This window comes from Actimicrobium antarcticum (genome assembly GCF_039536745.1).
GTDB lineage: Bacteria > Pseudomonadota > Gammaproteobacteria > Burkholderiales > Burkholderiaceae_D > Actimicrobium > Actimicrobium antarcticum.
Window position 1 is genome coordinate 55274 of the sequence record NZ_BAAAZE010000005.1, and the last position, 14730, is coordinate 70003.

The 14730-nt window shown below is 58.9% G+C and carries 14 protein-coding genes; 8 read left to right on the forward strand and 6 right to left on the reverse strand.

What is annotated here, in order from left to right; genetic code table 11:
- Positions 1–4: 4 nt before the first annotated feature.
- The 4 genes from ABD720_RS03155 to ABD720_RS03170 are packed head-to-tail and all read left to right on the forward strand — an operon-like array spanning position 5 to position 3036.
- Positions 5–523, forward strand: a complete 519-nt coding sequence (locus tag ABD720_RS03155) for a chemotaxis protein CheW (RefSeq protein WP_344761769.1) — start codon at positions 5–7, stop codon at positions 521–523.
- 46 nt (positions 524–569) lie between these two features.
- Positions 570–1391 (forward strand): CheR family methyltransferase, encoded by an 822-nt coding sequence (locus ABD720_RS03160; protein ID WP_344762311.1) that lies wholly within the window; start codon positions 570–572, stop codon positions 1389–1391.
- Positions 1388–1924: a chemotaxis protein CheD gene (locus ABD720_RS03165; protein ID WP_344761770.1), complete on the forward strand. Its 537-nt coding sequence runs from the start codon at positions 1388–1390 to the stop codon at positions 1922–1924. The genes ABD720_RS03160 and ABD720_RS03165 overlap by 4 nt, the downstream gene beginning before the upstream one ends.
- A 17-nt stretch (positions 1925–1941) precedes the next feature.
- Entirely contained in the window at positions 1942–3036 is a 1095-nt protein-coding gene (locus tag ABD720_RS03170) for a protein-glutamate methylesterase/protein-glutamine glutaminase (RefSeq protein WP_344761771.1), read from the forward strand.
- A gap of 48 nt (positions 3037–3084) precedes the next feature.
- Here the strand turns inward: ABD720_RS03170 and ABD720_RS03175 are convergent, their stop codons facing one another.
- The 3 genes from ABD720_RS03175 to ABD720_RS03185 are packed head-to-tail and all read right to left on the reverse strand — an operon-like array spanning position 3085 to position 4654.
- A complete protein-coding gene (locus tag ABD720_RS03175; RefSeq protein ID WP_344761772.1) occupies positions 3085–3333 on the reverse strand; it encodes a DUF1272 domain-containing protein in 249 nt (82 codons plus the stop codon).
- A gap of 36 nt (positions 3334–3369) precedes the next feature.
- Positions 3370–3810: a universal stress protein gene (locus tag ABD720_RS03180; protein ID WP_344761773.1), complete on the reverse strand. Its 441-nt coding sequence runs from the start codon at positions 3808–3810 to the stop codon at positions 3370–3372.
- 4 nt (positions 3811–3814) lie between these two features.
- The gene (locus ABD720_RS03185; protein WP_344761774.1) at positions 3815–4654 is read right to left on the reverse strand and encodes a universal stress protein; all 840 of its coding nucleotides are present in this window, start codon (positions 4652–4654) and stop codon (positions 3815–3817) included.
- A 464-nt stretch (positions 4655–5118) separates the two neighbouring features.
- Here ABD720_RS03185 and ABD720_RS03190 point away from each other — a divergent pair, with 464 nt between their 5' ends.
- Positions 5119–6768 (forward strand): peroxidase family protein, encoded by a 1650-nt coding sequence (locus tag ABD720_RS03190; protein WP_344761775.1) that lies wholly within the window; start codon positions 5119–5121, stop codon positions 6766–6768.
- Positions 6769–6801: 33 nt separating this feature from the next.
- Here the strand turns inward: ABD720_RS03190 and ABD720_RS03195 are convergent, their stop codons facing one another.
- Positions 6802–8469: an L-lactate permease gene (locus tag ABD720_RS03195; RefSeq protein ID WP_344762312.1), complete on the reverse strand. Its 1668-nt coding sequence runs from the start codon at positions 8467–8469 to the stop codon at positions 6802–6804.
- 815 nt (positions 8470–9284) lie between these two features.
- Between ABD720_RS03195 and ABD720_RS03200 the strand changes: the two genes are divergently transcribed.
- The gene (locus ABD720_RS03200; protein WP_344761776.1) at positions 9285–10634 is read left to right on the forward strand and encodes a hypothetical protein; all 1350 of its coding nucleotides are present in this window, start codon (positions 9285–9287) and stop codon (positions 10632–10634) included.
- 278 nt (positions 10635–10912) lie between these two features.
- Here ABD720_RS03200 and gcl read toward each other — a convergent pair whose 3' ends face one another.
- Entirely contained in the window at positions 10913–12667 is a 1755-nt protein-coding gene (gene gcl / locus ABD720_RS03205; protein WP_344761777.1) for a glyoxylate carboligase, read from the reverse strand.
- 106 nt (positions 12668–12773) lie between these two features.
- On the opposite strand from gcl, the gene ABD720_RS03210 reads away from it, so the two are divergent.
- The gene (locus tag ABD720_RS03210) at positions 12774–13682 is read left to right on the forward strand and encodes a LysR family transcriptional regulator (RefSeq protein ID WP_344761778.1); all 909 of its coding nucleotides are present in this window, start codon (positions 12774–12776) and stop codon (positions 13680–13682) included.
- An 84-nt stretch (positions 13683–13766) separates the two neighbouring features.
- Positions 13767–14021, forward strand: coding sequence for a hypothetical protein (locus ABD720_RS03215; protein ID WP_344761779.1), 255 nt, complete (start codon positions 13767–13769; stop codon positions 14019–14021).
- A gap of 92 nt (positions 14022–14113) precedes the next feature.
- Here ABD720_RS03215 and ABD720_RS03220 read toward each other — a convergent pair whose 3' ends face one another.
- A complete protein-coding gene (locus tag ABD720_RS03220; protein ID WP_344761780.1) occupies positions 14114–14662 on the reverse strand; it encodes a fasciclin domain-containing protein in 549 nt (182 codons plus the stop codon).
- Positions 14663–14730 lie beyond the last annotated feature (68 nt).

Below are 14730 nucleotides of genomic sequence, written 5' to 3' on the forward strand. Positions count from 1 at the left end.
CCGAATGCACAATGATTCGTCCCGTGGCGCACCGCCGGCTGCTGCCACGACCAAGGCGGCAGCGAAGCAATATCTGACGTTTTCGCTCGGCAAGGAAGTCTTTGCCGTGGGCATACTCGTCATCAAGGAAATCATCCAGTACGGCCAGCTCACGACCGTACCGATGATGCCGGCCTGCATACGCGGCGTCATCAACCTGCGTGGTGCGGTGGTGCCGGTGATCGACCTGACGGTGCGCTTCGGTGGTGCGGCAGCGTCGATCGGCAAACGTACCTGCATCGTGGTGCTGGAGATCGCCCAGGATGGCGAGTCGCATGACATCGGCGTGATGGTCGATGCGGTGTCCGCCGTGATCGATATCGAGACCGACCAGATCGAGCCGGCGCCCGGTTTTGGTACCGAAGTACGGGCCGAATTCATTGAAGGCATGGGCAAGATCAACGACCGGTTTGTGATCATCCTGGATGTCGAACGCACGTTCTCGCTGACCGAACTGGCCAATCTTGAACCGGCTGCGGCCTGACCTGTCACGCGACGGGCGCGGCATATTTTAGGGTTGAACGGTGGCTATGGAACTGAATGGACTGACCGAGCGCGAATTCGCGACGATCCGCGATCTGTTGTTCCGGGAAACCGGCATCGCGCTCACGCCAGCCAAGAAAGCGCTGATTTGCGGCCGGCTGTTCAAACGCGTGCAAACCCTGGCGCTGGACTCGTACGGCGCGTATTTCGAGCGCCTGCTGTCAGGCCAGCATCCGGTCGAATTGCAAACCGCGATCGACCTGCTGACCACCAACGAAACCTATTTTTATCGTGAGGCCAAGCACTTCGCGATGCTCGCCACGATTGCAGAAAACGCCGCGCGGACCCATACCTTCCGGGTCTGGAGCGCGGCATGCTCGACCGGCGAAGAGGTCTATACGATCGCCATGACGCTGGCCGAACTGAGTCGCGTGGGCAGGGCGCCGAACTGGGAAGTGCGCGGTTCGGACATCAGCACGCGGGTGCTCGATACCGCGCGGCGCGGCCATTACAGCCTTGACCGCACCGAGGAAATTCCGCCCGACTGCCTCAAGCGCTATTGCCTCAGCGGCACCGGCCCCTACGAAAACACGCTGCTGATCGACCGGCCCTTGCGCGAGAAGACCGAATTTGCCCAGATCAACCTGATCGAACCGTTGCCGGAACTGGTGCCGTTCGATGTCATTTTCCTGCGCAACGTGCTGATTTATTTTGATCCGCCGGTCAAGCGCAAAGTGGTTGGCCAGCTATTGTCGGCGCTGGCTCCCGGCGGCGTGCTGTTTGTCGGCATGGCGGAATCGCTGAATGGCCTGATCGATGGCCTGATCTCGTTCGGCCCCGGCGCCTACCGGATGGAGCGCCGCCAGTGAGGGCGCCGTCGTCACCATCGTCACCATCGGCGGTTCCCTTCGCCAGCCTGGCCGCACGTGAAATTTTCCTTAATCCCGGCGAGCTGGGCAGTGGCTGCCGCAACGAAGTCTTTGGCACCCTGCTGGGTTCATGCGTGGCCATCACGCTCTGGCATCCGGTGCGCAGGTTCGGTTGCCTGTGTCATTTCATTTTGCCCACGGGCGCAACCACCGCGCTCACGCGCGGACGTTACGGCGATACGGCCTTTGCCCTGATGCAGGCAGAATTGGTGCGCAACGGCGTGCTGCTGTCGGAGTGCGTGGCCAAACTATTTGGTGGCGGACGCATGTTCGTGGCCGGCGCCACGACGCACGATGTGGGCAAGCGCAACATTGCCATGGCGCGTGATCTGCTCCGACAGGCCCGACTGGTGCCGGCATCGGAACATGTTGGTGGCGATGGCTACCGGCGCCTGTATTTTGATATCACCACCGGTGACGTCTGGTTGAAGTTCGACTGGATCGATACGGATCAACACGATGTAGTCCTATGACAGGTGAACACTGAACCATGGCCCATGAAATCAAGGTACTGATCGTCGATGATTCGGCCGTCGTGCGTCAGGTATTGGCTGCGATCCTGTCGAAAGATCCGCAAATCCGCGTGATCGCTGCGGCGGCCGATCCGATCCTGGCACAGGAAAAAATGCTCGCGGAATGGCCGGACGTGATTGTCCTTGACGTGGAAATGCCGCGCATGGATGGCATTACCTTCCTGAAAAAAATCATGGCCGAGCGGCCCACGCCGGTGGTGATCTGTTCGACCCTGACCGAAAAGGGCGCAGAGACCACGATGCAGGCGCTGGCCGCCGGTGCCGTCAGTTATGTCACCAAACCCAAGCTGGGCCTGAAGGATTTTTTATCGGAATCCTCGGCAGAGCTGATCCGCAGCGTCAAGCAAGCCGCCCAGTCCAGGCCGAAGCAGTTTGGCCGCGCTGTATCGGCAACGACATCGCCATCGGCATTGGCATCGGCAACGCTGACAGTCGCGCATGTGGACAAGCCGGCGCCGCTGGGCGCATTGGCGCGCACCACCGACAAGGTCATTGCGATCGGCACCTCGACCGGCGGTACGCAGGCCCTCGAAGTGATCCTGACCGCGTTGCCGCGAGTCTCGGTGGGCATCGTCATCGTTCAGCACATGCCCGAAAAATTCACGGCGCTGTTTGCCAACCGGCTCAATACCTTGTGTGAAATCGAAGTGCGCGAGGCGCGCCACGGTGACCGCGTCATGCCCGGACGCGCCCTGATCGCACCGGGCGGATTGCACATGCGGCTCACGCGCAGCGGCGCGTACTATCAGGTCGAGGTGCTGGACGGGCCACCGGTAAACCGTCACAAACCATCGGTCGATGTGCTCTTCAAATCGGTTGCGCAGGTGGCCGGACGCAATGCGCTGGGCATCATCATGACCGGCATGGGCGACGATGGCGCACGTGGCCTGCGCGACATGCATGATGCCGGCGCCAATACCATCGGGCAGGATGAAGCGAGTTGCGTGGTGTATGGCATGCCGCGCGAAGCAGTCAAGCTGGAGGCGGTCGATGTCGAATTGCCACTCGACCGGATTGCTGCGGAAATGATCCGGTTTTATCAGAAGGGCTAGCAGTTGCTGACTGCGTTTCTTTGACCAGGAACGCCGAGGCACAGGCTGCTAGGCTTTTCCCGGACATCGTGCCGGGTAATGAACGCGCTCCGTCGATGCCGGGTTCTTGGCCAGCGCGCCGGCAGGCCGCCGCGGTCGCGTGACCAGTTCGCCGCCGCAGTTCGGGCAGATACCGTTGAGCACAACGTCGGCACAGTCCGCACAAAACGTACATTCGAAAGAGCAGATGCGCGCCTGCGTCGACGCGGGCGGCAAGTCCCGATCACAGCATTCACAACCGGGTCGGAGCTGGAGCATGTTGGCCTCGTGGAAAACAAGTGGTTTGCAAAATCATCAGCGCACGATCAGCACCGGTATCCCGGTATCGGACGCCAGCACCTTCGTCGCCACCGAGCCCAGCACCAGATTACGTAGCGCACCGTGTCCATGCGAGCCCATCACGATCATCTCGATCGCGTGTTCTGTCGCATAGCGGTTGATTTCCTGGGCGATATCGCCGACCCGCCAGCCGGTCTCGAAAACGATGTCCGCCGCGCTCAGGATCGCGCGGGCCGTAGCCACCGCTTCGTTGGCCTGCTCGGCGTAATAGGCCTCGATCGCATCGTCGCCCAGCACGGCTTGCGCGCGGGTCAGCGCCATGCCTTGCGGGATCGGCAGTTTGACATGCAGCAGGTGCAGCTCCGGCGCCACGCGGAACCACGCCAGGTGCGACACCAGAAAGTGCGCGGCGCGTTCGGTGTATTCGGAGCCGTCGGCGGCAAAGAGTATTTTCATGGGATCAATGCGACATCAGCACAGGCAGGGTGATCGCATCGAGGATGGTGCGGCTGACGCCGCCCAGCAGCACCTCGCGAAAGCGCGAGTGGCCATAGCAGCCCATCACCAGCAGATCCGATTGCAGGTCTGCTGCCAGTGACAGCAAGGCTTCGCCCACCGGTATCTCGGGACGTTCCTGCCGCACATTGGCAGTCACGCCGTGCCGTGCCAGAAACAGGGCGATGTCGGCGCCAGGTTCTTCGCCGTGCACGTCGGGCCGTTCCTGCGGATTGAAGATGGCCACTTCCACTACTTTTGCCGCCTGCAGCAGCGGCAGGGCGTTGCGGATCGCCCGTGTGGCTTCCTGTCCGCCATCCCAGGCGATCAGGACGCGTTGCGGTACCAGCGGATAGCTGCCGGTGTACGGAATCACCAGCACCGGCGCGGCGCCGTTGAGGGTCACGTATTCGGGCAGGTTGGCATAGACGGATTGAATTGTGCCCTCGGGATCGTACTGGCCGACGATGACCAGGTCGCTGTAGCGGGCGCGCATGGCCAGCGCGTTTTCGGTTTCATCATCTGCCAGGACTTTTTCAAAGGAATTGACGCCGAGACGGTCAGCCAGTTTCTCGAAGTTCTGCAACCGCAGGTTGGCCTGACCCCGCAAATTGTCAAGGTAGGGACCAAGGTCAGCGACACCGGCGCCACTGGCTACCGAGTCATAAAAAAACCGCGAGATACCGGTCGACGCCAGCCCCACCAGATGTGCCTCGTGAGTAATCGCGGTTTGCGCGGCCAGTTCGATACGGCTATCGAGGTTGGGGGATTCGTCCAGATGTACGAGGATGGTCTTGAAAGGCATGACTGACTCCTGTTGATATGACGCACAGAATTTTGGGGCGCGGCCACCGCGCCGTCACTGCAGAGGCGGTGGTAATTTCACAACGACTTAGTGTAATGCTACGGACTTGCCAAGTCGATCAAGGTTATTTCAATTGAGGTTTTCGTAAGGAGCTTTTTGATTCACATCAAAAGTTGGCCTGCGGGTACGCATCGGGCCTGCGCAAACCAGCGGCCTCGATACGTCACGTTAGTTCCTCCACCTTGCTTGATTACGGTGGCTGAATTTACGCAGTTTGATAGAAATTAAACCGAGCCGGATTGGCGCTCAACGCTGGTCAATGAATTTTTATACTAATGCTGTTGTGGTTCTGTTCCCGCTGAAGCGCGGAGTCAAGGACTACCGCAAGGACGCCAGGCCGCAACGGCCATTGCAGTTCGTGTCCCGACACCCCCTTCACACTTCCACCAGCACAGGAGAACATCATGCGCAATCAACGCAATCAATGGACGGCAATCAGCATCACGATGCTGATTGCCAGCGGTAGCCAGCCGAGCTCTGCCGAAGACATGTCAAACCGCAACGCAGTTCATGTAGTCCGCCCGACCCGTCCCACCCGACCGCCCGATCCCAATCCCGACAACAATAACGCCTTCAGCCGGATGTTCCCCGAGTTGCCGTCGTTCGCACCATCCAACGACGCGGTGCGCGAACAGGCAAGCAAACTTGGCGCGAAGGGCGGTGTCATCGACGCCCTCGACAACGTGACCGATCCGACCCAGTCGATTGCCAATGCAGGTCCGCGCAATCCCGATAATCCGGCCATGACAGCCGGTATGACCTTCCTCGGCCAGTTCATCGACCACGACCTGACGCTGGCGCTGAAAGCACCGCTGCGGGAAACTACCGACCCGCGCCGCACCGAAAATTTTCGCACCGCTGCCTTTGATCTCGACCAGCTGTATGGCGATGGCCCCGGCGAGGACCCCGAGCTTTACGATGCCAGTTCCGGCGACTTCAAGTTTCGCGTCGTCGCGATCCCCGGATCGCAACTGGTCTCGCGCAAAGGCGCGGTGCGCTACGACCTGCCGCGCGATGCCAATAACAACGCCCTCATTGCCGACAGTCGCGACGATGAAAACGTGGTGATCAGCCAGCTGCACATGGCCATGATGAAGTTCCACAATGCCGTGGTTGAGCGCCTGCGTGCCGATCCGCAAAACGCCCGCAGCACGCCCAGAAAAATCTTTGCGATGGCCCAGCGCCAGGTGCGCTGGCATTACCAGTGGATCATCCTGCATGAATATTTACCGCTCACCATCGGCCAGGACCGGGTCGATGCGATTCTGAAAAACGGCCCGCGTTTCTATCGGGTCAACAATCGTGGCCGCGGCGATGCGCAAGGTGCGCGCAATGCACGTAACGAGCCTCAGATACCGATCGAATTTTCGGTGGCGGCGTTCCGCTTCGGGCATTCGCAGGTGCGGCCCAGCTACCGTCTCAATTTTGGCCCCGATGGCGGACCGTCATTCGTGGCCCCCATACTCGACGATACGATCGACCCGGCCAACCCTGATCCGGCCGATCTGCGTGGCGGCAAGCGCGCCGCCCGCCGGTTCGTCGACTGGCAGACGTTTTTCAAGTTCGATGCCGATAATTTCCGGCTCAACAAGCGCATCGACACGAAGATTTCCAGCGCGCTGTTTCAGTTGCCCGGATCACGCGGCTTGTCACCGGGCCTGCCGTCGGATGGCGTCCAGTCGCTGGCCTCGCGCAACCTGATGCGCCACGTCAATTACGGCATCCCGTCGGGCCAGGCGATTGCCCGCACCATCGGCGTTCCGGTGCTGGCGCCATCGCAATTGGCCGAACTGGTCCCCTACGGCATGGAGCAAAGTACACCGCTCTGGTATTACATTCTGAAAGAATCGGAACTAGTCGAAAACGGCACGCGGCTCGGGCCTGTGGGCAGTCTGATCGTCGGGGAAGTATTGATAGGATTGCTGAAGGCGGATGACGAGTCGTATCTGTCGGCCCGCAAGAACTGGACACCGGATCTGCCGTCTGCCCAGGGCGGGCAGTTCGGCATGACCGACTTGCTGAAGTTTGCCGGCGTAGTGCCACCGCTGCAATAAGCGGTGGCACCAGGTCGGCGAAGGGTGCTGTTCTTAACGCACAACCATGCTGGTAAATGGCCAGACATACGCTTGCAGCGTGATCAGTCCGCCCACCAGTAATGCCAGTGCGATCGAATGGAAGAACACGTAGCGCAAGATGTCGCCTTCGTGGCCATACCATTTGGTCGCGGTCGAGGCGACCACGATCGACTGTGCATCGATCATCTTGCCCATTACGCCACCGGCGCTGTTGGCCGCAGCCATCAGCACTGGCGGCAGGCCGAGTTGTTCGGCAGTGGTTTTCTGCAGGCTGCCGAACAGCACGTTGGCCGCGGTGTCGGAGCCGGTCAGTGCCACGCCGAGCCAGCCGAGCAGGGTGCCGAACAATGGATAGAACACGCCGGTATGGGCAAACGCCAGACCCAGCGTGGCATCGAGTCCGGAATACTTGGTGAGGTATCCGACGCCAAACATCGCGCAGATTGTCAGCAGCGAATACTTGACGGTCTTGATGGTTTCCCAGTACTCACGCAGGATGCGCGGCACCGAATAGCCCATCAGCAAACCAGCCACGATGGCCGACAACAGGATGCCGGTGCCTGCCATCGAGAGCACATTGAAGTTGAACACGGCAGCTTCGAGAAACGGCTCCTTGGCGACCGGTGGCATTTTCATGATCATCTTGTCGAGACCCGGAACCGCGATCTTGAACGCCCAGACGCTATCGATAAACTTCTTGAACATCGGTGTGCCCCAGGCAAACACGAACACCGACAGGATGGCCCACGGCATCCAGGCGCGGACGGTGCTGATGGTGCCGTCACCGGTGCGCACGAACGGCTCTGGTGGCGGTACATCGTCGGCCGAGGTATCGACGCGCTTGCCCAGTTTGGTCGAGGTCCAGATCTTTTTTGGTTGCCAGACTTTCAGGAACAGAGTCAGCGAGCCCATCGACACGAGCGAGGCAATCACGTCCACCAGCCACGGGCCATGGTAGTTCGAGACCACGAATTGCGGGATCGCAAACGAGGCACCGGCGACCAGAATGGCCGGCCAGATTTCGCGCATGCCCTTGAACCCGGCAAACGCCCAGATCAGCCAGAACGGCACCAGCAACGAAAAGAACGGCAACTGGCGACCGATCATCGACGACAGGTCCAGCAGATCGATCCCGGTCACGGCCGACAGCGCGATCACTGGCGCACCCAGTGCACCGTAGGCGACCGGAGCGGTATTGGCAATCAGGGCCAGGCCCGATGCCGCCAGCGGCGAGAAACCCAGGCCGATCAGGATCGCACCGGTCACGGCAACCGGCGTACCGAAGCCCGCCGCGCCTTCAAAGAAAGCACCGAAGCAGAACGCCACCAGCAGCAACTGCAGGCGACGGTCTTCGGTAATGCTGCCGATGCTTTCCTGCAGCACCTGGAAGTAGCCGTTCAGTGTGGTCAGGCGGTGCAGGAAAATGATGTTCAAAACGATCCAGCCGATCGGGAACAAGCCCGATGCAATACCAAATCCGGCCGCCTTGCCGGCCATCGCGACCGGCATGCCAAACACCACTGCGGCAATACCGATGCCGATCACCAGCGCAAGGCCGGCGGCGAGATGAGCGCGCATATGAAAATACGCGAGGGCGATCAACAGGACAGCGACGGGAACACCCGCCGCCAGCGTCGACAGCGCAAGGCTGTTGAGTGGGTCGTAAATTTGCTGCCAGATCATGGGCGGTTCCTGGTTCAATAGTGTCGAGAAAGGCAGGGTGCCGGAGCGCGGCAGGGCGCGGGCCGGTGTGTTACTGCGGGCTGGATGGAACGGGTTTTTCCGGTGGCGCGGATTTTACGCCAGGGCTGGCGCATTGCGTGCTTTTCTATAAACGATTCCGGAAATATTTGGCAGAGGTTCAGCGTGTATTGCGTGCCGAATCCGGTTACGGCGTTGTACTACGCTTCTTTTACGTCGCTTCTTTTACTACGCTACTTTTCTTGCACCCTGCGATCAGGCTACCAGGACGGCAATCGGCATTTGTTGAACAACGCATGCGAAACCACGATCAATCATTCCGATTGTGCCTCCTCGGACCAGTCATGCAAGTTTTCTTGAGCAAGCGCTGAAGTGCAGGTCTCGCGCGATGTCACGGAACCAAACGGTTCGGCGTTACACACATGGGAGGTTTTGATCTGCCTGACACGATTTACCGTAAGCCTGAACTGCGGTGCCAACCCTGACCCGGCAGGTCAATGCTCTTTTCTGCAGACGACTGCACTGTTCAAACTGACTCGTTCATGCGATGTACTCGCATTGCGCCAGCAGCATCACTTTTCCGGAAGCTTTTTATGGCTCTTTCACGTCTTTCGTCCTCGACAATAACTTCACAACATGCTGATTGGTCGCCCCCGCAATCACCGCGCTCGCGTTTTGCAAATGCCGTCAATCGCCTTTGGAATAAGCTTTGTCAATCGACAGAGCTGTTGACACGTTCATTCACAACTCTGCCCAGTAATACTGTCCCTCCAAACATCTCAGGCGTTGGCTGCATGGACAACCAGCATGTCATCGAGGTCGATCGCGGCCCCGGCAAGGAAAAAACCAAAATGCATGCTCACCATCTTGTCTTGCCTGGTGCAACTCCAGCAACAGGCACGCGGCACTATGCTGCCGGGCAGTCGCCACCTGCCGAGACGTACCAAAACTTTTTGCTGCAGGGGATCTCTTCCGGGCAGGGTCTTTTTCAATTCGTTTCACGCAAAGCGCATTTTGGTGCCGGGTCCACCCAAGGCAAACCGATCATTTCCCTGCTCAATGATGCAATCACCGAAAGCAAAGAAAGTGGTTGTTCTTTATTGCTGGGCGAACGCTACCGGGTTGAAACCTTCGAACCACTGGACAGTCTGCCCGTGCGAAAAACCGGCGAACTACGCCGGGACAACGAACGGAATTTTTTGCGCTACCAGTTGGTCGTCACCGATACCCAACATGAAAGTGGCCACGAAACACAAATAGCAATTCCGATCACGCAGGCGGGTCTCAAATTTACCGGAAGTGTCCTTGAGATCGATGCGATTGCCCAAGCCGATGAGTTAATGGATGCGCACCTCCAGTGTTTGGAAGTAGACGGCGCAGATACCGCTCCTGCAAATAGTGAACCGCTTGTCCTCAGCCATGTCGGCTTTGGTCGTACCGGTACGTTGATCACGTATCGCCATCTCAGCCAGCGGATTAAAAGCGGCACGCTAAAGAGTGATGGTATCGACGAAGCGTTGAATAAAGTGATCATGATCGGACGGCAAACGCGTGATCCGCGTTTCGTGCATTCCGAAGCACAGCTAGGCAGCTTGCGCGCGGCATTGTTGAAAGTGGCTGATGAGCTTCGGTTACCTGAGGCGGGACCTTCGGGCAGAGGAGATCGTCCAACGCGTCTTCAACGTTCACTTCAGGGAAGTCGGCCTCCGGAAATTCAACCGGCTGGATCAGATTTATGCAGCGGCGCTGCGCAGCCGTTGTCCACTCCGGGCAGCCAGCCAGCTGAGCCCGACAGTAACCTTGATTGGGAAAACTTTATTGGGCCGGAGCCAACGTGGATTGAACAGGGTACGGATCTTAGTAATCTCGCCGAATTGAACCTATGGATACAACGGGATCTCATCAAGGATTATGCAAAAGGTATGAAGATCAATGTGCATCAACTCTCGCTCCGAGAAATTGTGACCATTGAAGCATCAGTTGATTTTGCCAACTTTCTGATAAGTAAGGAAAATGCGATTATCAAACGTCTGCTCGTTATGCCGATCACGCAGGAAACGGAGCATGAACTGCAGCAATTGGTTCACGAAGGCCTCGTAGAAAACTTGCAAGATGCTACGGATATAGCGCTGAAGAATGCCTGAAACAATGCTTCTCATGGGATCTAACTGAATTTGAATTGATATGACACTCGACTAATTCAGCAAATTATTTCCGGTTCGTTGTCGGCGGTCACAACGCTGACAACGCAATGGAATTTACTGGAAAAATTTCCTGGTGGCGGTTTTCCTGTCGCCATGCGAATTCAAGTTCGACATACAACGGTTCAATTCGCCGGTCGGATAGGCGAGATGTGTAAGCATCCCGTCCTCCCAACCACCAGTTCATCGTTACTCCGAATGCCGGTTGCCAGCCAGCCGCATCACGCTGCCTCGTCCTTCACATCAAGGATTTCCTCGAACTCGTTGATCGCATCGATCTCGGTGCCCATGGCGATATTGGTGATCCGCTCTAGGATGATTTCGACCACCACCGGCACGCGGAATTCGGCGATCCAGGCGCGTGCCTGCAACAGCGCCGGCTGGATGTCTTCGGGCTTCCATACCCGGATCGCCTTGCAGCCCAGACCCTTGGTCACGGCCACGTGGTCGACGCCATAGCCGGCCAGCTCTGGTGCATTGATGTTGTCGAAGGCAAGTGACACGCAATGGTCCATTTCAAACATGCGTTGCGACTGGCGGATCAAGCCCAGATACGAATTGTTGACCAGCACATGGATGTACGGCAGTTTGAACTGCGCGCCGGCAGCCAGTTCCTCGATCAGGAACTGGAAATCGTAGTCACCGGTGACCGCGACGATTTCGGCATCCGGATCGGCCGCGCGCACGCCCAGCGCCGCTGGCACGCTCCAGCCCAGCGGACCGGCCTGGCCGCAATTGATCCAGTTGCGCGGTTTGTAGACATGCAGGAATTGCGCACCGGCGATTTGCGACAGGCCGATATTGCTGACGTAGCGGGTGTCGCGGCCGAACACCGCATTCATTTCCTGATAGACGCGTTGCGGCTTGATCGGCTCGTTATCGAAATCGGTACGGCGCTGCATCGTGCGCTTGCGCTCCTGACATTGTGCAACCCAGCTGTCGCGTGACTTGAGCTTGCCGGCGTCACGCCATTCCCTGGCAACCTCGATAAACAATTTCAGTGCTGCACCGGCATCCGAGGCAATCCCGAAATCCGGACCGAACACGCGACCGATCTGGGTCGGTTCGACATCGACATGGACGAAGGTGCGGCCTTTGGTGAATACTTCCATCGAGCCGGTGAAGCGGTTGCCCCAGCGGTTGCCGATGCCGAGCATGAAGTCCGATGCCAGCACGGTGGCGTTGCCGTAGCGGTGGCTGGTTTGCAGGCCTGCCAGCCCGGCCATCAGCGGATGGTCATCGGCAATCGTGCCCCATCCCATCAGCGTCGGGATCACAGGCACATTGACCAGTTCGGCAAATTCGACCAGCAGCTCGGCCGCGTCCGAATTGATGACGCCACCACCGGACACGATCAGCGGTTGCTCGGCCGCGTTGAGCATGGTCAGCGCCTTTTCGATCTGGCGGCGTGACGCACTCGGGCGATACACCGGCAGTGGCTCGTAGGTCTCCGGATCGAATTCGATTTCGGCCATCTGTACATCGAAGGGCAGGTCGATCAGCACCGGGCCCGGACGTCCCGAACGCATCACATGGAACGCCTGCTGGAACGCCTGTGGCACCAGCGCCGGTTCACGTACCAGCACCGACCACTTGGTGACCGGCTTGGAAATCGATTCGATGTCGACGGCCTGAAAATCTTCTTTGTACAAGCGCGCCCGTGGCGCTTGTCCGGTAATGCACAGGATAGGAATCGAATCGGCCTGGGCCGAATACAAACCGGTAATCATGTCGGTGCCGCCGGGGCCGGAGGTGCCGATGCACACGCCGATATTGCCGGCCGTGGCCCGGGTGTAGCCTTCGGCCATGTGCGATGCGCCTTCGACATGGCGTGCCAGCACATGCTTGATCTCATCCTGTTTGCGCAAGGCTGCGTACAGCGGATTGATGGCCGCGCCGGGTACGCCGAACGCCTGTCTGATCCCTTCAAGGCGCATTACCCATACTGCTGCCTGCGCTGCTGTCATCTTTGCCATTGCACACCTCCGGTTTGAATTGAATGTCGATGGCCTCAGGTTAATCAGCATTCATCCGTCTGGGAATATGACAAACTGTCTGTCAATTGCATATCTGAGGTATTGAATGGACAAACTCAAACAGATCGAAGCGTTTGTTGCCGCAGTTGAATACGGCAGCTTTTCGGCCGCAGCGCCGGCGTTGAACGTCACGCCGGTGATGGTCGGCAGGCGCATCGAAGCGCTCGAAAAACGCCTCGGCGTGCGCCTGCTGCATCGCTCGACCCGACGGCTTGCGCTGACCGAGGAAGGCTCGGGGTATCTGGAACATTGCCGCAAGCTGCTCAAGGATCTCGACCTGGCCGAAAGCACGCTGGCCGAGGGGCGCAATGTGGTCAGTGGCCATCTGATCATCTCGGCGCCGGCCGCGTTCGGGCGCAAGCACGTCGCACCGCATGCGCCCGCGTTCATCGCCCGTCATGGCGGCCTGAAAATTTCATTTAACCTGACCGACCGTGTGGTCGATCTGGTGCAGGACGGCTACGACATGGGGATACGGATCGGCGGCCATATCGATCCGAATTTTGTGGCGATCAAGCTGGCGGTGAATCAGCGTGTGGTGTGCGGAACGCCGGCGTATTTCGAGCGTTGCGGTGTGCCGCTCACGCTGGACGATCTGGCGCGACACAACTGCCTGGCCTTCAACCTGCAGGGCGGACAACAGCGTGGCTGGTACTTCCGGCAGGACGGCAAAACCGTGGCGGTGCGGGCCAACGGCAACCTCGATTGTAATGACGGCGAGTTGCTGCATCGCTGGATGGGCGAGGGGCTGGGGCTGGGCTGGCGTTCGGCGTGGGAGATCCAGGCACAACTCGACAGCGGTCAGCTGCGCACGGTGCTGGACGCGTATGCGCTGCCCGATTACGACATCATGGCGGTCTATCCGCAGCAGCGGTATGTGCCCGCCAAGATCCGGCTGTTTGTCCAGCACCTGAAAGACATGTACCGGCAGCCGGGCTACTGGACGCGCGCATGAGAGTGTGGTTTATGCTCTCGGCAGTGACGTGGTGTGCATCGCACTGACGCCACGCTAATTGCGCTAACCGATAAAGGAATGATCATGACCAGCCAGACCGAACGCGACCAGTTTGCCGCCGAATTCAATCGGCGTTTCGAGGAATTTGTCAGCTGGGCCAACGAGCACTGGCCCGAAAAAAACCAGCCGCTGCGCCCCGAAGACTTCGGCGCATCCCGTCGTGAAATCGCGCTGCTGCTAGGCGCACGTTTGCATGCCGGGTCACCGCCGGATGCAAGTGCGTTGCCGTCGGAAGGTGGCGAGCAATATGTGAATGTGAATCCGGCGCCGTGGCCCTGAACGTGGTGTGCTGACGAAAAAAAACCCGGAAAAATTTCCGGGTCATCAGCGCACAGGGCGCCAGTACAGGGACCGGGTGAGGCTATTGAAACTTACTTGGGCATCAGTACGGTATCGATGACATTGATCACGCCATTCGACTGCGTGACGTCATAGGTGCTGATGCTGGCGGTGTTGCCGCTTTCATCCATGACGCTGATGTTGTGCATGCCGTTCATCGCAAAACTCAGCTTGCCGCCACTGACTGTCGCCAGTTGTGCCTTGCCGTTATGCTTTTTGATTTCGCTGGCCAGTGCCATGAAATCGTATTTACCTGGCACGACGTGGTAGGTCAGGATCTTGGTCAGCGTGGCTTTGTTCTCTGGCTTGACCAGTGTCTCAACGGTGCCGGCTGGCAGTTTGCCAAATGCGGCGTTGGTCGGAGCGAACACGGTGAACGGGCCTTTGCCTTTCAGTGTCTCGACCAGTCCGGCAGCTTTGACGGCAGCGACCAGCGTGGTGTGATCAGCCGAGTTGACCGCGTTATCGATGATGTCCTTGCTGGCCATCATGCTCTGGCCACCGACCATGACATCGGCGAACGAGACGCTGGCGGTTGCAAGCAGTGCGGTAAAAACAAGAGCGGTACGAAGTGAGCGCATGGTGAATCCTTAATTTGATTGGAGGAGGCTTACCTGTCTTTGTACGGTGACCTGCCAACCCTGGATTC